We start from the raw sequence: 18,300 nt of genomic DNA on the forward strand, positions 1-18,300 counted from the left end.
CATCCATCCCCCCGGTAAGGATCACGCGTGGGCTCCCCCCAACCCTCGATTCCCGAGCCTGTCGACGGCTCGAACGCGGTGCTGCGTCGCTCGCAGCGCCCCAGCAGGCGCAGTCCTCGGCGTACAGCCGTCGGCCGACGCTCCTTCACCGCGACGCTCGGCGCCCTCGAGAATCTGGTCGATTCCGGAGCCCAGGTGTCGGTGCACGTCGTCGATCTCGACAGCCACGTGCACGTGCTCGCGGGCGACGACCACGTCACCATGCCGGTCGCCGGACTCGGTGTCGTGCCTCTCCTCATCGAGGTCGCCGCCGGCTTCGAGAGCGGTGCCCTCGACCCGCTCGAGATCATCGACCGATCGAGCGTCGACGAGGTCTCGTCCTCGGGGCTGTGGCGGCACCTGCACGCCCCGGCATTGCCGCTCGAAGACCTCGCCGTGCTCGCCGCCACCGCGGGAGACCCGATCGCCGTCAACGCCCTGCTTCGCAAGGTCGGCCACGACCGCGTACGCGAGCGCATCGAAGCGCTCGGGCTGCGGCGCACCGCGGTGCTCGACCGGTTCCGCGACCAGCGCGGACCCGACGACGCCCCGCAGGTCGCCGTCGGCTCCACGCGTGAGCTCGCGGGCCTCTTCTCGGCCCTCGTGAACTCTGCCGTCGTCGACGCTGCGGTCAGCGCCCGCGTGTCGGAGTGGCTCAGCCTCAACCAGGATCTCAGCCTGGTCGCGGCATCCACCGGTCTCGATCCGTTCGCGCACGACCACGACGCGCACGGCCTCCTCTTCGTCAATAAGACCGGGCGCGACCGCGGCGTGCGCGCCGAGGCGGGCGTGCTCGCCGGCCCCCGCGCAGGGGTGGCCTACTCGCTCATCGTCTGCTTCGACGACCTCTCGATCACCCACCGGTTGCGCGCCCACGATGCGTTCCGCGTGCTCGGAGTCGAACTCATGGAGTACACGCACTGACCCCGCGAAGGGCCCCTCGCTAGGCTCGTCGGATGACCCGACCCGACTGGACCCCGCACCGCCGTGACGACGGCGAGCTGCTCGGCTGGATCCACCCGGCGGGCGACGACTGGCTGGCCGTCGATGTGCTCGGGCGCCCGGCATCCGCTCCCACCGACTGGCTCGACGCCGAGGCCGCCCTCGAAGAGCGGGGCATCGCCTGGCTCGCCGATCCGTGGATGCTCGACGGCGAAGCCGAGCGCCCGCTGCGGGTGCGCATCGTCGAAGTGACCCCCGATCGAGGCGGCGTGCCGGGACGCATCGTGGTGAAGGTCGACGACTTCGGCGACGTCACCCGTCCGCCGACCGAGCGGTTCGAGCTGCCGTGGCCGATCCCGAGCCGCCTGCGCCCGCCCCGCGCCGACGACCCCGATCCGCGCACCCTCTGACCGGCTCCCCCGGACAGAAGCCCGCTCAGGGCAGCGACGGATGCTGTTCGGCGGCGCGCTGCTTCGGGATGAAGAGCGACAGCACGAGGGCCACGATGCCGGCGGCGATCGCCAACCAGAAGCACACCTGGAACGCATCGTGCGTCGGCACCGCGACGCCGTCGACGTCGATGCTCATCGCCGCGAGCACCCCGCCCATGACGGCCGAGGCGCTCGACGTGCCCACCGAGCGGAAGAGCGCGTTGAGGCCGTTGGAGGCGCCGGTCTCGTTCGCCGGAACCGAGCGCATGATGATCATCGGCATCGCGGCGAAGGTGAATCCGATGCCGACGCCGATGAGCAGGTTGCCGACGAGGATGTGCCACACCTCGCTCGACAACAGCAGCACGAAGACGTAGGCGAGCACGATCGCCGCGGCACCCACCGTGAAGAGCGGGCGGGGACCGACGGTGCGTTCGAGCCAGCCCGACAGCGGCGAGATCACCATCATCACGAGACCGGCCGGCATGACCACGAGCGAGGCCGAGATCATGTCGAGGCCGAAGCCGGCGCCGGTGCCGGCGGGCATCTCGAGCATCTGCGGGAAGGTCACGTTCGAGGCGAAGAGCGCGAAGCCCATGCCGATCGCGGCGATGTTCGTGAAGAGCACGGCGGGGCGTGCGGCGACGCGCAGGTCGAGCAGGGGCTCGGTCGTGCGCAGCTGGTACCAGCCCCAGACCAGCAGCACGACGAGGCCGCCGATGATGCAGGCGAGGGTCGGGAGCGATGTCCAGCCCCATTCCGCGCCGCGCGACACGAAGAGCAGGATGCCGGTGAGGCCGATCGCGAGGCCGATCGCGCCGAGCACGTCGAGGCGTCCGGGGGAGCGGAGCACGTCTTCGGGGACGACGAAGAAGATGAGGAGCAGCCCGACGGCGCCGAGGGCGGCGGCGAGCCAGAACAGGGCGTGCCAGTCGGCGTTGACCGCGAGGTAGGCGGCGATCGGCATCCCGAGCGCACCGCCCACGCCCATCGTCGCGCTCATGAGGGCGACTGCGGTGCCGAGGCGTTCGGGAGGGAGCACATCGCGCATGATCGCGATGCCCAGGGGGACGACACCCGTGACCGCGCCCTGCAGTCCGCGCCCGATGATCACGCCGACGATCGAGCCCGACAGCGCGGCGATCAGCGACCCGACGATCAGCAGGGCGAGCAGCACGATCGCCACCCGGCGCTTGCCGTACATGTCTCCGAGGCGGCCCGAGATCGGCGTCGCGACGGCGGCGACGAGCAGCGTGATCGTGACGACCCAGGTGGTGTCTTCACGCGAAGAGTTCAGCAGCGCCGGAAGCTCGGCCTGCAGCGGCACCACGAGGGTGAACATGAACGACGAGCACAGGCCCGCGAACGCGAGCACCGCGACGATCGCCCACCGCGGGGTGTTCCGTGAGAGTCGTCGTCTGGCCTTGTCGTCGTTCGCTCCCACCGACTCAGGCTATCGGCGTCCGGGAGGGGCGAGGGCCGTCGTGCCGCATCTCAGAGCGGCGGCAGCACGAAGTCACCCGTCTCGCCGGGGTTGACCGCGACCTCCCACCGGAAGCCGTCGGGGTCGGAGAAGTACCCGGAGTACCCGCCCCATTCGCGCTCGCGCCCCGCACTCACCGGAACGCCCAGCAGCGCGACCTCGGCGAGGACCGCATCGACCTCGGTCGGGGTGGCGAGGTTGTGGGAGAGCGTGATCGGGGCGACGCCGGATGCCGGGGCCTCGCCGATCTCGGCGGTGAAGCCCTCGATCGACCACAGCGACAGCATGAGCCTCTCGCCGACCGGGAGCATCAGCACGTCGTCGCCGGCGAACATCGGTTCCCAGCCGAGCCCGTCGACATAGAAGGCACGGGTGCGCGCGAGATCGGACACGGCGAGAGTGATGAAGCTGACGCGTTGTTCCATGCAGGCGAGTCTGTCACCGGCATCCGACATCCGGAACGGCGTCTGCGCCCGGCATCCGGAAGCCCGCGCGTCAGCGCACGTCCTTCATGAGCTTCAGCACCGGCTTGATCGACAGCAGCAGTCCGATGCCGACGAGGATCGCGATGCCGCCCAGGATCGAGAAGTACGGAACCTCGTCGTCGGGGTTGTAGAACCCGACGAGCCAGCCCGAGATCGCCGTGCCGAGCGCGACCGAGAGGAAGAACAGCGCCACCATCTGCGTGTGGAAGACCTTCGGGGCGAGCTTCGTCGTCACCGACAGACCGACAGGCGACAGCAGCAGCTCCGCGACGGTGAACACGAACAGGATGCCGACGATGGCCAGCAGCGGCGTGGAGTTCGGCCCGCCGCCCGCGAACGGGAGGAACAGCAGGAAAGCGACTCCCATGATGATCGCGCTGAGGCCGAACTTCGCCGGCGTCGACGGCTGGCGCTTGCCGAGGCGGGTCCAGATCGCGGCGAAGACGCCCGACAGGATGATGATGAAGACGGGGTTGATGGACTGCACCCACGAGACCGGCATCTCCCAGCCGAAGAGGTCGCGGTTCAGACGCTCGTCGGAGTAGACCGTGAGCACCGTGAACTGCTGCTGGTAGAGCGACCAGAAGGCGACGCTCGTGACGAACAACGGCAGGAAGCCCCACACGCGCGAGCGCTCGGTGGCGTCGATGCGGCGGCTCGAGAGGATCACCGCGAAGTACGCGATCGCGGCGGCGACGGTCACACCGATCACGATCGGCGCGAGGTTGTCGGCGCGGATGACGCCGAGCAGCACCAGCACGACGATGACGGCGACGGCGGCGAGGCCGACGACGGCCACCATCGGATAGCGCGCCGCGGGCAGCGGGTTCGGCACGCGCCGCGCCTCGTCGGGCAGGGCGCGGCGGCCGAAGGCGTACTGCACGAGACCCAGCGTCATGCCGATCGCCGCCAACCCGAATCCGTAGTGGAACCCGAGGGTCGACTGCAGGATGCCGGTGAGGATGGGCCCCAGGAACGCGCCCAGGTTGATGCCGAGGTAGAAGAGCGAGAAGCCGGCATCCCGGCGCACGTCCTCCGGGGCGTAGAGGGTGCCGACCACCGAGGTCGCGTTGGCTTTGAGCCCGCCCGAGCCGAGCGCCACCAGGATCAGGCCGACCCCGACGCCGAGCAACCCCGGCAGCAGGGCGAGGGCGAGGTGCCCGGCGACGATGACCATCGCGCTGACGAAGAGCACGCGCTCCGAGCCGAAGAGACGATCAGCGAGCCAGGCGCCGAGGATGGTCGACAGGTATACCGAGCCGCCATACGCGCCGACGATTCCGCCGGCGACCGCCTGCGGGATGCCGAGGCCTCCCTCGGTCACGGAGTAGTACAGGTAGATGAGCAGGATGCCCTGCATGCCGTAGAAGCTGAACCGCTCCCACATCTCCACGCCGAACACGTGCACGAGCGCCCACGGTTGCCCGAAGAAGCGGGTGTTCTCGTCGCGGGGCGGGCGGGTCTGGGCGGTCGAACTCATGGTTAGACGGTAGTCCTCGAGGCCTGTGCGCACGAGGGGCAGAAGGCTCCGACCTCGCGTAGACCCGCAGATAGAATGGGGATGCCGCGGCATCCGCGTGCCGCATCCCACTCGCATCCGACCATTGGAGCCACCATGGCCGAACAGTCCCGCCTCGATAAGGTCATCGCCCTCGCCCGCCACCGCGGGTTCGTGTTCCAAGCGGGTGAGATCTACGGCGGTTCGCGCTCGGCCTGGGACTACGGCCCCCTCGGCACGGAGCTCAAGGAGAACATCCGCCGCCAGTGGTGGCAGACGTTCGTGCGCGGTCGCGGCGACATGGTCGGCCTGGACTCGAGCATCATCCTGCCCAAGCGCGTGTGGGAGGCATCCGGCCACGTCGCCACCTTCACCGACCCGCTGGTCGAGTGCCTCCACTGCCACAAGCGCTTCCGTGCCGACACCCTCATCGAGGACTTCGAGGCGCGCAAGGGCCGCAAGGCCGAGAACGGTCTCACCGACATCCCCTGCCCGAACTGCGGCACCAAGGGTCAGTACACCGAGCCCAAGTCGTTCTCGGGTCTCGTGAAGACCTACCTCGGCGTCGTCGACGACGAGTCGGGTCTCTACTACCTGCGCCCCGAGACCGCGCAGGGAATCTTCGTGAACTTCTCGAACGTGCTCACCGCCAGCCGCAAGAAGCCGCCGTTCGGCATCGGTCAGGTCGGCAAGGCGTTCCGCAACGAGATCACCCCCGGTAACTTCATCTTCCGCACCCGTGAGTTCGAGCAGATGGAGATCGAGTTCTTCACGCCGCCGGCAGATGCGCAGGAGTGGTTCGAGCACTGGGTCGAAGCCTGCTGGAACTGGTTCATCGACCTCGGCATCGATCCCGAGAACATGCGCCAGTTCGACGTGCCCGAAGACGACCGCGCGCACTACTCGGCCGGCACGATCGACGTCGAGTACAAGTTCGGGTTCGCGGGCAAGGAGTGGGGCGAGCTCATGGGTGTGGCCAACCGCACCGACTACGACCTGTCGAGCCACAGCGAGGCCTCGGGCCAGAGCCTGACCTACTTCGACCAGGCGACCGGTGAGCGCTACACGCCGTTCGTGATCGAGCCGTCGTTCGGCCTGACGCGTGCCATGATGGCGTTCCTCGTCGACGCGTACCGCGAAGAAGAGGTGCCCAACGCCAAGGGCGGCACCGACGTGCGCACCGTGCTCAAGCTCGACCCGCGCCTCGCGCCGGTCAAGGCCGCGGTGCTGCCGCTGTCGCGCAACGAGCGCCTCTCGCCGCTCGCCCGCGAGGTCGCCGACACGCTGCGCAGCTCGTGGGCGGTCGACTTCGACGACGCCGGCGCGATCGGCCGCCGCTACCGTCGCCAGGACGAGATCGGCACGCCCTTCTGCGTCACGGTCGACTTCGACTCGCTCGACGACCGCGCCGTCACCGTGCGCGACCGCGACACCATGGCGCAGGAGCGCGTCTCGATCGACGAGCTGCACGAGTACCTGGCCGAGCGCCTGAAGGGCGCGTGAGCCGCGGCATCCGTTCTTCTTGATCCAGGGCGGATGCAGAGCCACCCCTCTTCGCCCGACACACCCCTCTGCGCACCGTTCGCAGAGGGGTGTTTCGTCTCTAGAGGGGTGGTTCGGCGCGGGGCTATGCTGACCGCATGATCGAGGAGTGGAGCGAGTTCAACGTCGCGATGGCGGGCGCGACCGCGGCCCTGGCCGGCCTCGTGATCGTCGCCGCGAGCGTCAACATCGCCGAGATCGTGAAGTCGCGCACGCTCACCGCACGTCTTCTCGCGGGCATCGCGGCGCTCGTGCTCGCGCTCGCCGTGTCGGCGATCGGGCTCGTTCCCGGCCTCGACCTCACCTGGTACGGCGTGCTCATCGTCGTGGCGACACTGCTGATGTCGGTGTTCCAGGTGAACGTGACGCGGCTCATCGCGGGCGACCCGAACCCGGCCGACCGCGCGCGGCCGCTCAAGTATCTGATCGGCTTCCTGCCCCTGGCCGCGTATCTCGTCGCCGGCGTGCTGGTGGGGGTGGGACATCCGTCGGGGCTGTACCTCGCCGCCGCCGGATGCCTGCTCGCGATCGTCTCGGCGATCGTCGTGTCGTGGGTGGCACTGGTCGAAGTGCTGCGCTGAGCGCCGCGCCGTGCCGGAACGAGCGGATGCCGCGGCGTCAGCCCGTGACGGTGAGCTGCATCTCGGGGGTGCCACCCGCCTCGACCCAGGCGAGCGAGCGTTCGAGCACGCCCCGGAGCACGTCGAGGTCGATCTCCTCGAGGTCGGTGATGTAGAGGCATCCGACGCCGGTGGTGTGCGGGCCGAGTGCCGCCAGGGCCTCCTCGTGCGCGGCGACGCCGTCGAGCAGGTAGATCGTCGTCGCCGCCTTGCGCGGCGCGAAGGCCAGCAGCCCGGAGTCGCCCTCGGTGCCGGTCGGATACCGGTAGTGGCACGACCCGAACCCGATGATCGTGCCCCAGGTCGCGGGCTCGCGGCCGGTGATCTCCTGCATGAGGGCGGTCAGCGTCTCGGCATCCCTCCGGCGCTTCGCGGGGGAGGAGCGGGCGATCAGGCCCGCGACGTCGTCACCGGTCTGCTTCATGATCAGGCCTTCTCGGCCTTCGCGGCGGCCTTCATCGCCTTCTTGTGCTCGCGCACCTTCGTCAGGGATTCGGGCGAGACGATGTCGGCGACGCTGCGGAACGAGCCGTCGACGCCGTAGTCGCCCGCGGCCTCGCGCCAACCGGCGCCGGTGAATCCGTACTGCTTGCCCAGCAGCGCCAGGAAGATCTTCGCCTTCTGCTCGCCGAAGCCCGGCAGCGCCTTCAGGCGCTTGAGCACCTCGGCGCCGTTCGGCTCGCCCTGCGTCCAGAGGGCGGCGGCGTCTCCGCCCCAGTCGTCGACGATCGTCTGGCACAGCGTCTGCACGCGCGTCGCCATCGACCCCGGGAAGCGGTGCACCGCGGGCGTCGTCTTGAACGCCTCGAGGAACTCCTCGGGGTCCATGCTCGCGATCGCCGAGGCATCCGTCGCGCCCGTGCGCTGCTCGATCTTCAACGGACCCGCGAACGCGGTCTCCATCGGTACCTGCTGATCCAGCAGCATCCCGACCAGGAGGGCGAGCGGGTTGTCGGTCAGGAGAGCGTCGGCGGCGGTGTCTCCGGTGATGTGAAGGGCCATGCGTTCATTCTCGCATCGGGCGGTTCCTGTGGGGCGCTGGGCGATGGGTACCCGCCCCCGGCGTCAGGCGGAGGCGGCGTCGTCGAGCGGGTCGATGGCCGAGACGGCGGGCTGCTCGGGCGAGAGGCCGTAGAGCGTCTCGAGGGCCGCGGCGAAGTCGTCGGCGCGGCCGGCGGCGGCGAGCTCGTGCGCACGGGTCGTCGGCTCGTGCAGCAGCACGCCGGCGAGGTGGCGCAGTGCCTGCTCGATCTTGCCGTCCTCGTCGCCGCGCGCGCGGGCGCGGGCGATCTCCGAGTCGAGCAGCGAGAAGATGTGCGAGCGCAGGGCGATCACCGACGGAGTCACGCTCTGGCGGGCGCCCACGACGTGGAAGGTGTCCGCGGCCTCGCGAACGACGGTGCGCGCGGCATCCGTGGCCTGCAGCTCTTCGAGCGGAGCGTGCAGGCGGATGGTCTCGAGGTCGAGCAGCGCGACACCCTCGAGGGTGGCGACGGCCGGGTCGACGTTGCGGGGCATGCCGAGGTCGACGACCAGCTGGCTGCCGTGGGAGACGGGGCAGCCCGCGGCAGCGGCCGCGGCGAGCCCGGCGGGCGCCTGCAGATGCTGCGGCCCGAGCACCGGCTCGGTGGCGGTGGTGCACGTGATCAGCAGGCTCGACCGGGCGGCGGTGCGCGCGTAGTCGGCTTCGGCGACGGGGCGGATGCCGTGCTTCGCGGCGAAGATCTCGGCGCGACCCGACGGTGAGTAGACGGAGATGTCGACGGCGCCGCGCTCGCGGAGCGTGGCGAGCGTGACGGCGGCGTAGGCGCCGGTGCCGACGAGCAGTACGCGCTCGGCCGACCAGTCGGCGATGCGGGAGTCGGCGAGCTCGAGGGCGAGGCGCACCAGCGAGCGGCCGGCGCGGCCGAGGGCCGTGACGTTCTTGACCTTGCGCTGCGCCTGGCTGGCGCGCTGGAACAGGCGCTCGAGCTCGGGGGAGGTCGTGCCCTCCTTGCGGGCGGACTTGAGTGCGCGGCGCACCTGGCCGGCGATCTCGCCCTCGCCGGAGACGACGGATTCGAGACCGGAGGCCACGGAGAAGAGGTGCTCGGCGACGCGGCGGCCCGAGTGCACGGTGTAGGCGCCGTCGAGTTCATCGGCGGGAACGCCGGTCGCGGCCTCGACCGCTTCGAGCACGGCTTCGACGCCGATCGCACCGGCTGCAGTGACGGGTTCGTCCATTTCCACGTACGCCTCGAAGCGATTGCACGTCGCGAGAACGACCGCACCCTGCACGCACGGCGTCATGCCCACGAGAGTGGGGGCGACGTCGTCGGGGGTGCGGCTCAGGCGTTCGAGCAGATCGAAGCTGGCGGTCTTGTGACTCGCCGTGACACACAGCAGCACCCTTCGATTGTACCGGAGGCTCCCGACGCCGAGGTCGCCGGGCCCACAGCATCCGCATCGGGGGCGGATGCGAGGATGGAGGCATGGCCCTCTCCGACGCTCCGCTCCTGCGCGCCCTCGCGGGCGAACGCCCCGCTCAGACCCCGGTGTGGTTCATGCGCCAGGCCGGCAGGTCGCTGCCCGAGTACCGGGAGCTGCGGGTGGGCACGCGGATGCTCGACGCCTGCCTCACCCCCGACCTCGCCGCCGAGATCACGCTGCAGCCGGTTCGCCGACACGGGGTGGACGCGGCCGTCTTCTTCAGCGACATCGTCATCCCGCTGCGCCTGGCAGGAGTCGAGGTCGAGATCGAGCCTGGCCGCGGCCCGGTGTTCGCGAACCCGGTGCGCACGGCATCCGACGTCGACCGCATCACGGCGATCGATCCCGCCTCGCTCGACTCGACCGCGATCTCCGAGGCCGTGCGCCTCACCGTCGCCGAACTCGGCGACACCCCGCTGATCGGCTTCGCCGGAGCGCCCTTCACCCTCGCGGCCTACCTCGTCGAGGGCGGCCCGTCGAAGGAGCATCTGCGCGCGCGAGCCATGATGCACGCCGACCCCGACTCGTGGAACCGCCTCGCCGGATGGCTGGCGCAGGTGTCGCGGGTCTTCCTCTCGGCGCAGCGCGACGCCGGGGCATCCGTCGTGCAGCTCTTCGACTCGTGGGCGGGCGGTCTGAGCCCCGCCGACTACCGCACCTTCGTGCGCCCGCACTCGAAGACCGCGCTCGAGGGCATCGGGCTGCCGACCATCCACTTCGGCGTCGGCACCGGACCCTTCCTCGCCGACATGCGTCTCGACGGTGCGGCCGATGGTGTGGGCGTCGACTGGCGGCAGCCGCTCGACGAGGCGGCCGCGATCCTCGGCCCCGACACGACGGTGCAGGGCAACATCGATCCCGCGCTGCTGTCGGCCCCGTGGCCGGTGCTCGAGGCGCACGTGCTCGACGTGCTGCGGAGGGGCCGCACCGCTCGGGCGCACATCGTCAACCTCGGCCACGGCGTGCCACCCGAGACCGACCCCGATCAGCTCACGCGCATCGTCGAGCTGGTGCACGCGCAGCGCGACTGACGGATGCCGCGAAGGGTCAAGACACCCCGCGCCGGCGGTCTCGCGCGCGGCGTGTTGTGACCCCTCACGCGCTCAGGCGCCCCGCCGCGCCCGCAGCCAGCGCACCGCCCGCAGATCGTCGAGCGTGAACGGACCGTCCGGGAGCGCGGCGCGGATGCGCTCGTCGCTGAACGCGCGCCGCGGTCGGAACTCCTCGGGAGCCTCGGGCGCGTAGGGAGCCGGCTCGGTCACGCCTTCGGCCAGCATCCGAGCCTGCGCCTTCGCCACCAGAGGGGTGACCATCGTCCACTCGGTCAGTTGGGCGAGCATGCGGATCGTCCACAGCGGCACGGGGAAGAAGAGCGGGCTGCGCTCGTCGACCCGAGCGATGCGGCGCAGTGCCTCGCCGAGCGTGACCTCGTCGGCACCCATGACCGCGATCGTGGGCTCGGCGATGCGCCCTTCGAGAGCGGCGACGAGCAGGTCGACCGCGTCGTCGACGGGCACGGGGCGGGCGCGGCGCTCGCGGAACCCGACGGTCCAGAAGAAGGGCAGCGTGCGCACGGCGCGCGACACGTGGTCGACCATGTGGTCGCCGCGACCGTAGATCATGCCGGACTTGAGAATGGTGTGGTCGATGCCGGAGGAGCGGATGATCTCTTCGGCCTCCCACTTGGACTCGTGGTAACCCGAACCGCAGTCGGGCCGGGCGCGCAGGAAACTCACCATCACGATGCGCTTCACACCGGCGCGACGAGCGGCTTCGACGACGGCGCGTGTGCCCTCGACGTGCACGCCCTGGAACGTCTGGTCGCCGATCTCGCGGTTGATGCCGGCGCAGTGCGCGACCGCATCGCATCCGGCGAAGGCTGCGGTGAGCGCGTCGACATCGTCGAGCGCGACGCCGGTGCGTCGGGACACGACGACGGATGCTTCGGGGCCGAGGCGCTCGGCGAGGTGACGCCCGACGAATCCGGTGCCTCCGGTGATGGCCACTCTCATGACTGCTCCTTCGCTCATTAGCTTTACGGCTAAATGCTATCTAGCAAGGGTGCTATATTGCAAACATGACAGATAGCGCGACCGACATCTTCGCCGCGCTGGCGCACCCCACCCGGCGGCAGATCCTGCAGGACCTGAAAGAGGGCGAGCTGGCGGCCGGCGAGATCGCCGCGAAGTTCTCATCGAGCGGTCCGACGATCTCCCGTCATCTCGCGGTGCTGCGGCAGGCCGGGCTCGTGACCGAGCGTCGCGACGCCAACCGCATCCTGTACTCGCTGGTCGGTGAGCGCCTCGCCCTCTCGGTCGGCGACTTCCTCTCGACGGTGTGCCCCGAGCAGATCGTTCTGCGCGAGATACGCAAGCGCGGGGGCGCCGACGAGGGGTTATCCCCGGCCGAGGCCTGAGCGGGGCGATGCGAGGATGGAAGGCATGACCGAGCCCTCCGAACTCGCCGCCCGCGCCGCCGAGAAGCACGTCGTCGTGATCGGCGGTGGGATCGGCGGTCTCATCGCCGCCCGTGAGTGCGCCAAGGTCGGCATGCGCGTGACGGTGCTCGAGGCGTCGGATGCCGTGGGCGGCGCGATCCGTCGGGCCGAGCTCGACGGGGTGGCCCTCGACGCGGGGGCCGAGAGCTTCGCGACCCGGGGCGGACACGTGCGCGCGCTCCTCGCCGAACTCGGCATCGACGACCGCGTCGTCGCACCCGCTCCCGGAGGAGCCTGGCTCGCCGGGGTCCCGGGCATCGGCGCCGCACCGCTCCCCGTCGGCGGGCTGCTCGGCATCCCCGCCAACCCGTTCCAGGACGACGTGCGCCGCATCATCGGCTGGTCGGGTGCCTGGAGGGCGTACCTCGATCGGGTGCGTCCGCCGCTGACCATCGGCCACGAGCACAGCCTCGGCAAGCTCGTCTCGACGCGCATGGGCGACAAGGTGCGCGACCGCCTCGTCGCTCCCGTGACAACGGGGGTGTATTCCGCTTCACCCTCCGATATCGACGTCGAGATCGCCGCACCGGGGCTCAATGCCGCGCTCACGCGCACCGGTTCGTTGTCGGGTGCAGTGGCCGCGCTGCGCGACGAGGGAGCGGCCCGCGCCGCCGCGAAGAAGCCGGGCGCCGCGGTCGAGGGACTCGACGGCGGGATGACCGTCCTCGTCGATGCCCTGCTCGCCGACCTCGAGAACTTCCGTGTCGAGGTGCGCACGGCATCGCCCGTCCGCGCGATCGCCCGCGACGGAGACGGCTGGATCGTCGTCACCGATGCGCCCGTCGATCCGGCATCCGAAGCCGCGCCCGAAGACGCCGCGGGCTCCGATGACGAGGTCGTCGCGGTCGCGGAGGAGTGGCAGGCGGATGCCGTCGTCGTCGCCGTCGACGAGCGCACCGCTCGTGCGCTGCTCGCCGACGCCGTGCCCGCACTCGTGCCGACCGACGACGTACCGGCACCCGAGATCGAGATCGTCACCCTGCTCCTCGACGCTCCGGCGCTCGACCCGGCGCCGCGCGGTACGGGCGTGCTGACGGTGCCCGGCAGCCATGTCGCGAAGGCGCTCACGCACTCCACCGCGAAGTGGGAGTGGGTGCGCCGGGCGGCCGGTGGTCGTCACGTCGTGCGGGTGTCGTTCGGTGCGCAGGGCGAGCCGGCGGCCACCGCAGGGCTCGACGACGGGGCTGCGTCGGACCTCGCGCTGCGCGAGGCATCCGCTCTTCTGGGTATCGATCTGGCACCGTCCGCGCTGGTGGCCGCGCACCGTGCGCGCTACGTGCAGGCGCAGCCGGCATCGGTGATCGGATCGGCGGAACGTCGTGCGGCCGCCCGCTCCGCCGTGCAGGCCGTTCCTGGCCTCGCGGCGGTCGGCGCCTGGCTCGCGGGCACGGGTCTCGCGCAGGTGATCCCCGATGCGACCGAGGAAACGGACCGCCTGCGCCGCACCCTGATCTGGGAGTGAGCGCCTCGCGCCTGTCAACCCCCTGCCCTCTCAATGCCGAAATCGGCATATGGGGTTACGCTGGGTACCTGGCCGACGGGGATCGAACGCCTGCGGCTCGACCGGAACAACGTGAGGAGACCCCATGAAGGGGAAGATCGGACTCGTCGTCGGAATCGGCGTGGGATACGTCCTCGGAACGCGCGCCGGACGCGAGCGCTACGAGCAGATCAAGACGCAGTGGCTCAAGGTCTGGCATCTCGACCCCGTGCAGGAGCGCGTCGAGCAGGTCAAGGACTTCGTGGGCCAGAAGGCCGCCGCGGTTCCGGGCGCCCTCTGGAACGGCGCCGTCAAGGTCGTCAAGTCGGTCGGCAGCGACGGCACGCCCGGGCAGAAGCTCGACTCGGTGATCGCCGCGGGCAAGGACGTCGCCGAAGACCTCGAGGATGCCGCCGAAGAGGTGAAGGACCGCGTCGAGGAGGCCAAGAAGTCGTCGACTTCGAAGACCTCTTCGTCGAAGACGTCCTCCGCGAACTCGTCGGCCTCGACCGGTGCCGCTCGCAAGCCCGCCGCCAAGAAGCCGGCGACGCGCAAGCCCGCCGCGAAGAAGACCGGGAACTGACCATGCCCCGCGGCTATCGCGACCGCGCCGATGACAGCTTCCTGTCGCTGATCGGCGACCTCCCCGAACTCGTCTCGAACCTCGTCAAGGCCGAGATCAACGCCGCCAAGGCGTGGGTCTCGCGCACCGCGAAGGACGCGGGCTTCGGCGCCGTCTGGTTCGTCGTCGCCCTGTTCTTCCTGTTCTGGGCGATCCCGGTGCTGCTGGTCTTCGCCATCGCGGGCATCGCCTCGTGGTGGCCCGTGTGGCTCTCGGCGCTGGCGGTTTTCGGCATCCTGATCCTCGCCGTGCTGTTCTTCGCACTGCTCGGTCTTCTCAAGTTCCGCAAGGTGCTGCGCCGGGAGAACCCCGCGCAGGCCGTCGCCACAGACGTTCGCATCGTGAAGGAGGCCGGCGACAATGACGAATTCTGACCTGCCGATCACCGCCGTCCCCGGCGGCATCGTCGACCCCGTCGCCTCGGCGCGGGCAGAGCTCAAGGCGGCGCTCGCCGCGATCGAGATCAAGGGCAACGTGCCGCGTCGTCTCGACAAGGCCTCGAAGCGCGCGGCCGTGCGTCTGCGACTGTTCTCCGAGCGCAACCCCGCGGGCGCGATCGCGATCGCCGTGGGTGCGGCGGCCGTCGTCGGCAGCGCCGTCTGGGCGATCGCCCGGGCGATCTCGCGCTGACCACTTCTTTTCGCGACGCCCCGGAACTCCGCTTCCGGGGCGTCGTTTTTTTGCACGCTCGGCCGCATTCGCAGCCGTCCGATAAAAGGGGCAGACTGGGACCATGTCCGATGAGAGCGCAGAGAACCCGTCCGGCTTCACCCTCTGGGCCGTGTGGCGACGCAATCCCGATGTGCCCGTCACCGAGTCCGACTCGACCGAACTCGAGACGATCGTCTCGTACGTCGAGGACTCCGGGGTCACGGTCCGCGGCTTCTACGACGTCTCGGGCCTCAAGGCCGACGCCGACCTCATGGTGTGGCTGCACGGCGACACCGCCGAAGATCTGCAGAAGGCGCTGCGTCGTCTGCGCCGCACCGAGCTGCTGCGCTCGCTCCTGCCCGTCTGGAACGTGATGGGCGTGCACCGCGACGCCGAGTTCAACCGCTCGCACGTGCCCGGCTTCCTCCGGGGGGTCGAGCCCAAGGACTGGCTCTGCCTCTACCCGTTCGTGCGCACGCCCGAGTGGTACCTGGCACCCGAGGCCGACCGTCGCGCGATGCTCGCCGACCACGGCCGCAAGGGCGCCGCGTTCACCGGCGTCGTCGCGAACACCGTCGCCGCTTTCGCCCTCGGCGACTACGAGTGGATCCTCCCGATGGAGGCCGACGACATCACCGATCTCGTCGACATGATGCGCGACCTCCGCTACACCGAGGCGCGTCTGTTCGTGAAGGAGGAGGTGCCCTTCTACACGGGGCGCAGGCTCCGCTTCGACGAGATCGCGGACGTGCTGCAGTAGGCCCGCCGTGAGCTCCCCGATCCGCCTCGGTACTCGCCGCAGCGCTCTCGCGCAGGCCCAGTCCGGTCACGTCGCCGCCGCCCTCGAGAAGGTCGTCGGCCGCCCCGTCGTGCTCGTCCCGATCACGTCGGAGGGCGACACCAATCGCGCCTCGCTGTCGGAGATCGGCGGGCAGGGCATCTTCGCCACGCGTCTGCGCGAGGCGCTGCTCGCGGGGGAGTGCGACTTCCTGGTGCACTCGCTCAAGGACCTCCCCACCGCGGTCCCCGAGGGCCTCGTCATCGCGGCGACGCCCGTCCGCGAGGATGCGCGCGATGTCGCCATCACTCGCGGCGGTACTCCGCTGCACGAGCTACGCGCCGGCAGCACGGTCGGCACGGGGTCGCCCCGCCGCATCGCCCAGGTGCGTCGCCGCGCCCCGCACTCGACGGTCGTCGACCTGCGCGGCAACGTCGACTCGCGTCTCGCGCGCGTCGCATCCGGCGAGCTGGATGCCGTCATCCTCGCGGCCGCGGGGCTCTCGCGGCTCGGCACCGACTCGCCGCTGCACCGGGAGGAGTTGGGGCTGAGCGAGTGGCCGACCGCGCCCGGCCAGGGAGCCCTGGCGGTGGAGACGACGACGGATGCCCCGGCCGAGCTGCGTGAGGCGCTCGCCGTCCTCGACGATGCGCCCACCCGCCTCGCGATCACGCTGGAGCGCGCGATCCTCGAGGGTCTGGACGCCGGATGTCAAGCCCCCATGGCCGCGCATGCGGTCGTCGAAGGCGACGAGATCCGCGTCAGGACGGTCGTGTACGCGGCCGATGGCGGTCGCCGGATCGGGCTCGACGTCACCGAACCCCTGAACGAGGGGTATATTCAACGGAACGGCAGTGGCAATGATGCGGATGCTGCCGATGGTGCAGATCCGATCCAGGCCGTTCGATCGCTGGGATTGGCTGTCGCCCGTCGGCTGCTCGAACAAGGGGCGGCCGAACTCGTCCCCCGAGAGCAATCCTGATGACCACGACACCCGAATCGAAGCACGACAAGCCTCTAGACGGCTGGCGGATCCTCGTCCCCCGCGGAGGCCCGTGGGGCGACGGCGTCGCCGCGAGCCTGCGCCTGCAGGGAGCGGTCCCCGTCGTCGCGCCCCTCATCAACTTCGCCCCCACGACCGACCAGGCGGCCCTCGACGTCGCCCTGGAGCAGCTCGCCGCCGGCGCCTACGACTGGCTCACGGTGACGAGCGCGACCACGGTCGACGTGCTCTTCGCGCACCGTGCGGTGGTGCCGGCCACGACGCGCATCGCGGCGGTCGGCGAGACCACCGCGGCGGCGCTGCAGGCCGTCGGGTACGAGGTCGCGCTGGTGCCCACGCAGGACAACTCCGCCGAGGGCATGGCGCAGCAGATGATCTCGCTCGAGACCGCACCGCGCCGCATCCTCGCTCTCCGCAGCGAGATCGCGAAGCCGGTGCTGAGCGTGCTGCTCACCGAGGCGGGTCACGACGTCGACAGCGTGGTGGCGTACCGTACGGTCGGCGTACCGGTGACGGATCGCATCAAGCGCGACGTCGAGAACGGCCGCATCAACGCGATCCTCATCACGAGCGGTTCGGTCGCCGAGCAGGTGCGCGAGCAGTTCCCCGAGATCCCCGATGACACGCTGCTCGCGGCGATCGGGCCGCGCACGGCGCGCGATGCCCGCAACGCCGGACTGTCGGTCTCGGTGGTCGCGGATCGCCAGACGGTCGACGCGCTCATCGACGCGGTCTCGCACTTCACCCTCCCGCACTCGGCCGACGAGTTCACGCCGTGAGCTTCCCCGAGGTGCGCCTGCGTCGACTGCGCCAGTCGCCGGCCGTGCGCCAGCTCGTGCGCGAGACCAGCCTCCAGCCGCAGCAGCTCGTGCTGCCGATGTTCGTGCGCGAAGGGCTCACCGACCCCGCGCCGATCGGATCGATGCCCGGTGTCGTCCAGCACTCGATGGACTCGCTTCGCGCCGCGGCGGTCGAGGCGGCCGAGGCCGGCGTCGGCGGCGTCATGCTCTTCGGCGTTCCTGCGGTGCGCGATGCCCGCGGCTCCGGCGCAGACGCTCCCCACGGCATCCTCAATCTCGCGACCGAGGCGCTGGCGGCCGAGGTGGGCGACGCCCTCGTCGTGCAGACCGACCTGTGCCTCGACGAGTTCACCGATCACGGCCACTGCGGCGTGCTGGCCGCCGACGGTTCCGTCGACAACGACGCGACCCTCGAGCGCTACACCTCGATGGCTCTCGCCCAGGCGCGGGCCGGTTCGCAGCTGCTCGGGCTCTCGGGCATGATGGACGGCCAGGTCGCCGCCATCCGCCGGGCGCTCGACGCCGAGGGGTTCACGCGCACGATCCTGATGTCGTACGCGGCGAAGTACGCGAGCGCGTTCTACGGTCCCTTCCGCGAGGCGGTCGACTCGCAGCTCACCGGTGACCGCCGCACCTACCAGCTCGACCCCGGCAACCGTCGCGAGGGCGTGCGCGAGGCCGTGGTCGACGAGCAGGAGGGCGCCGACATCGTCATGGTCAAGCCGGCGATGGCCTTCCTCGACGTACTGCGCGAGGTGCGAGACACCGTGCATATTCCGGTGTGGGCATACCAGGTGTCCGGCGAGTACGCGATGATCGAGGCCGCCGCCGCGAACGGATGGATCGACCGCCGTGCGGCGATCCTCGAGTCGCTGCTGTCGATCCGGCGCGCCGGTGCCGACGCGGTTCTGACGTACTGGGCGACCGAGGCCGCCCGCTGGCTGCGCGACTGATCGGTCG

21 protein-coding genes are annotated in these 18,300 nt (G+C 70.5%); 14 read left to right on the top strand and 7 right to left on the bottom strand.

Going from position 1 to position 18,300, the window contains the following annotated elements:
• Nucleotides 1–27: 27 nt before the first annotated feature.
• Both ACI2JZ_RS08780 and ACI2JZ_RS08785 read left to right on the top strand, forming a co-directional pair.
• The gene (locus ACI2JZ_RS08780; protein ID WP_404597240.1) at nt 28–963 is read left to right on the top strand and encodes a serine hydrolase; all 936 of its coding nucleotides are present in this window, start codon (nt 28–30) and stop codon (nt 961–963) included.
• A 32-nt stretch (nt 964–995) separates the two neighbouring features.
• Nucleotides 996–1,391, top strand: coding sequence for a hypothetical protein (locus ACI2JZ_RS08785; protein ID WP_404597241.1), 396 nt, complete (start codon nt 996–998; stop codon nt 1,389–1,391).
• A 25-nt stretch (nt 1,392–1,416) separates the two neighbouring features.
• Here ACI2JZ_RS08785 and ACI2JZ_RS08790 read toward each other — a convergent pair whose 3' ends face one another.
• The 3 genes from ACI2JZ_RS08790 to ACI2JZ_RS08800 form a co-directional block, all read right to left on the bottom strand.
• Entirely contained in the window at nt 1,417–2,856 is a 1,440-nt protein-coding gene (locus ACI2JZ_RS08790; protein WP_404597242.1) for an MFS transporter, read from the bottom strand.
• A gap of 50 nt (nt 2,857–2,906) precedes the next feature.
• Nucleotides 2,907–3,320, bottom strand: a complete 414-nt coding sequence (locus tag ACI2JZ_RS08795) for a VOC family protein (protein ID WP_404597243.1) — start codon at nt 3,318–3,320, stop codon at nt 2,907–2,909.
• A gap of 70 nt (nt 3,321–3,390) precedes the next feature.
• Nucleotides 3,391–4,860, bottom strand: coding sequence for a peptide MFS transporter (locus tag ACI2JZ_RS08800; protein ID WP_247624397.1), 1,470 nt, complete (start codon nt 4,858–4,860; stop codon nt 3,391–3,393).
• Nucleotides 4,861–4,995: 135 nt separating this feature from the next.
• On the opposite strand from ACI2JZ_RS08800, the gene ACI2JZ_RS08805 reads away from it, so the two are divergent.
• Both ACI2JZ_RS08805 and ACI2JZ_RS08810 read left to right on the top strand, forming a co-directional pair.
• Complete coding sequence (locus tag ACI2JZ_RS08805; RefSeq protein ID WP_247624398.1) at nt 4,996–6,381, top strand: glycine--tRNA ligase; 1,386 nt, start codon at nt 4,996–4,998, stop codon at nt 6,379–6,381.
• Between the two features lie 137 nt (nt 6,382–6,518).
• The gene (locus ACI2JZ_RS08810; RefSeq protein ID WP_247624399.1) at nt 6,519–7,001 is read left to right on the top strand and encodes a hypothetical protein; all 483 of its coding nucleotides are present in this window, start codon (nt 6,519–6,521) and stop codon (nt 6,999–7,001) included.
• A 37-nt stretch (nt 7,002–7,038) separates the two neighbouring features.
• On the opposite strand, the gene ACI2JZ_RS08815 is transcribed toward ACI2JZ_RS08810, so the two are convergent.
• The 3 genes from ACI2JZ_RS08815 to ACI2JZ_RS08825 all read right to left on the bottom strand — a co-directional run bounded on the left by ACI2JZ_RS08815 (nt 7,039) and on the right by ACI2JZ_RS08825 (nt 9,428).
• The gene (locus tag ACI2JZ_RS08815; RefSeq protein ID WP_404597244.1) at nt 7,039–7,464 is read right to left on the bottom strand and encodes a DUF1801 domain-containing protein; all 426 of its coding nucleotides are present in this window, start codon (nt 7,462–7,464) and stop codon (nt 7,039–7,041) included.
• A gap of 2 nt (nt 7,465–7,466) precedes the next feature.
• Nucleotides 7,467–8,042, bottom strand: coding sequence for an HhH-GPD-type base excision DNA repair protein (locus ACI2JZ_RS08820; protein WP_404597245.1), 576 nt, complete (start codon nt 8,040–8,042; stop codon nt 7,467–7,469).
• A 63-nt stretch (nt 8,043–8,105) separates the two neighbouring features.
• A complete protein-coding gene (locus ACI2JZ_RS08825; protein ID WP_404597246.1) occupies nt 8,106–9,428 on the bottom strand; it encodes a glutamyl-tRNA reductase in 1,323 nt (440 codons plus the stop codon).
• 83 nt (nt 9,429–9,511) lie between these two features.
• Here ACI2JZ_RS08825 and hemE point away from each other — a divergent pair, with 83 nt between their 5' ends.
• Nucleotides 9,512–10,540, top strand: coding sequence for a uroporphyrinogen decarboxylase (hemE, locus tag ACI2JZ_RS08830; protein WP_404597247.1), 1,029 nt, complete (start codon nt 9,512–9,514; stop codon nt 10,538–10,540).
• Between the two features lie 72 nt (nt 10,541–10,612).
• Here hemE and ACI2JZ_RS08835 read toward each other — a convergent pair whose 3' ends face one another.
• The gene (locus ACI2JZ_RS08835) at nt 10,613–11,521 is read right to left on the bottom strand and encodes an NAD(P)H-binding protein (RefSeq protein ID WP_404597248.1); all 909 of its coding nucleotides are present in this window, start codon (nt 11,519–11,521) and stop codon (nt 10,613–10,615) included.
• Between the two features lie 65 nt (nt 11,522–11,586).
• On the opposite strand from ACI2JZ_RS08835, the gene ACI2JZ_RS08840 reads away from it, so the two are divergent.
• The 9 genes from ACI2JZ_RS08840 to hemB all read left to right on the top strand — a co-directional run bounded on the left by ACI2JZ_RS08840 (nt 11,587) and on the right by hemB (nt 18,293).
• Nucleotides 11,587–11,925: a metalloregulator ArsR/SmtB family transcription factor gene (locus ACI2JZ_RS08840; RefSeq protein WP_247624406.1), complete on the top strand. Its 339-nt coding sequence runs from the start codon at nt 11,587–11,589 to the stop codon at nt 11,923–11,925.
• Nucleotides 11,926–11,950: 25 nt separating this feature from the next.
• Complete coding sequence (gene hemG, locus ACI2JZ_RS08845; protein ID WP_404597249.1) at nt 11,951–13,468, top strand: protoporphyrinogen oxidase; 1,518 nt, start codon at nt 11,951–11,953, stop codon at nt 13,466–13,468.
• 124 nt (nt 13,469–13,592) lie between these two features.
• Entirely contained in the window at nt 13,593–14,069 is a 477-nt protein-coding gene (locus ACI2JZ_RS08850) for a hypothetical protein (RefSeq protein WP_247624408.1), read from the top strand.
• 2 nt (nt 14,070–14,071) lie between these two features.
• Nucleotides 14,072–14,482, top strand: a complete 411-nt coding sequence (locus ACI2JZ_RS08855; RefSeq protein WP_247633729.1) for a phage holin family protein — start codon at nt 14,072–14,074, stop codon at nt 14,480–14,482.
• Nucleotides 14,469–14,738, top strand: coding sequence for a hypothetical protein (locus ACI2JZ_RS08860; RefSeq protein WP_404597250.1), 270 nt, complete (start codon nt 14,469–14,471; stop codon nt 14,736–14,738). The genes ACI2JZ_RS08855 and ACI2JZ_RS08860 overlap by 14 nt, the downstream gene beginning before the upstream one ends.
• A 103-nt stretch (nt 14,739–14,841) precedes the next feature.
• The gene (hemQ, locus tag ACI2JZ_RS08865) at nt 14,842–15,519 is read left to right on the top strand and encodes a hydrogen peroxide-dependent heme synthase (RefSeq protein ID WP_404597251.1); all 678 of its coding nucleotides are present in this window, start codon (nt 14,842–14,844) and stop codon (nt 15,517–15,519) included.
• A gap of 7 nt (nt 15,520–15,526) precedes the next feature.
• The gene (hemC, locus tag ACI2JZ_RS08870) at nt 15,527–16,519 is read left to right on the top strand and encodes a hydroxymethylbilane synthase (protein WP_247957005.1); all 993 of its coding nucleotides are present in this window, start codon (nt 15,527–15,529) and stop codon (nt 16,517–16,519) included.
• Entirely contained in the window at nt 16,519–17,319 is an 801-nt protein-coding gene (locus tag ACI2JZ_RS08875; protein WP_247624413.1) for a uroporphyrinogen-III synthase, read from the top strand. The genes hemC and ACI2JZ_RS08875 overlap by 1 nt, the downstream gene beginning before the upstream one ends.
• Nucleotides 17,316–18,293 (top strand): porphobilinogen synthase, encoded by a 978-nt coding sequence (hemB, locus tag ACI2JZ_RS08880; RefSeq protein ID WP_247633731.1) that lies wholly within the window; start codon nt 17,316–17,318, stop codon nt 18,291–18,293. Before ACI2JZ_RS08875 ends, hemB begins: the two co-directional genes overlap by 4 nt.
• The last annotated feature ends 7 nt before the right edge of the window (nt 18,294–18,300 follow it).

The organism is Microbacterium sp. NPDC087868 (assembly GCF_044900755.1).
In the GTDB taxonomy this organism is placed as follows: Bacteria; Actinomycetota; Actinomycetes; order Actinomycetales; family Microbacteriaceae; genus Microbacterium; species Microbacterium galbinum.

Coding starts and splice junctions, on each gene's coding strand:
- ACI2JZ_RS08785 (WP_404597241.1), top strand. CDS start 996: ATGACCCGACCCGACTGGACCCCGCACCGCCGTGACGACGGCGAGCTG.
- ACI2JZ_RS08795 (WP_404597243.1), bottom strand. CDS start 3,320: ATGGAACAACGCGTCAGCTTCATCACTCTCGCCGTGTCCGATCTCGCG.
- ACI2JZ_RS08800 (WP_247624397.1), bottom strand. CDS start 4,860: ATGAGTTCGACCGCCCAGACCCGCCCGCCCCGCGACGAGAACACCCGC.
- ACI2JZ_RS08805 (WP_247624398.1), top strand. CDS start 4,996: ATGGCCGAACAGTCCCGCCTCGATAAGGTCATCGCCCTCGCCCGCCAC.
- ACI2JZ_RS08810 (WP_247624399.1), top strand. CDS start 6,519: ATGATCGAGGAGTGGAGCGAGTTCAACGTCGCGATGGCGGGCGCGACC.
- ACI2JZ_RS08815 (WP_404597244.1), bottom strand. CDS start 7,464: ATGAAGCAGACCGGTGACGACGTCGCGGGCCTGATCGCCCGCTCCTCC.
- ACI2JZ_RS08820 (WP_404597245.1), bottom strand. CDS start 8,042: ATGGCCCTTCACATCACCGGAGACACCGCCGCCGACGCTCTCCTGACC.
- hemE (WP_404597247.1), top strand. CDS start 9,512: ATGGCCCTCTCCGACGCTCCGCTCCTGCGCGCCCTCGCGGGCGAACGC.
- ACI2JZ_RS08835 (WP_404597248.1), bottom strand. CDS start 11,521: ATGAGAGTGGCCATCACCGGAGGCACCGGATTCGTCGGGCGTCACCTC.
- ACI2JZ_RS08840 (WP_247624406.1), top strand. CDS start 11,587: ATGACAGATAGCGCGACCGACATCTTCGCCGCGCTGGCGCACCCCACC.
- hemG (WP_404597249.1), top strand. CDS start 11,951: ATGACCGAGCCCTCCGAACTCGCCGCCCGCGCCGCCGAGAAGCACGTC.
- ACI2JZ_RS08850 (WP_247624408.1), top strand. CDS start 13,593: ATGAAGGGGAAGATCGGACTCGTCGTCGGAATCGGCGTGGGATACGTC.
- ACI2JZ_RS08855 (WP_247633729.1), top strand. CDS start 14,072: ATGCCCCGCGGCTATCGCGACCGCGCCGATGACAGCTTCCTGTCGCTG.
- ACI2JZ_RS08860 (WP_404597250.1), top strand. CDS start 14,469: ATGACGAATTCTGACCTGCCGATCACCGCCGTCCCCGGCGGCATCGTC.
- hemQ (WP_404597251.1), top strand. CDS start 14,842: ATGTCCGATGAGAGCGCAGAGAACCCGTCCGGCTTCACCCTCTGGGCC.
- ACI2JZ_RS08875 (WP_247624413.1), top strand. CDS start 16,519: ATGACCACGACACCCGAATCGAAGCACGACAAGCCTCTAGACGGCTGG.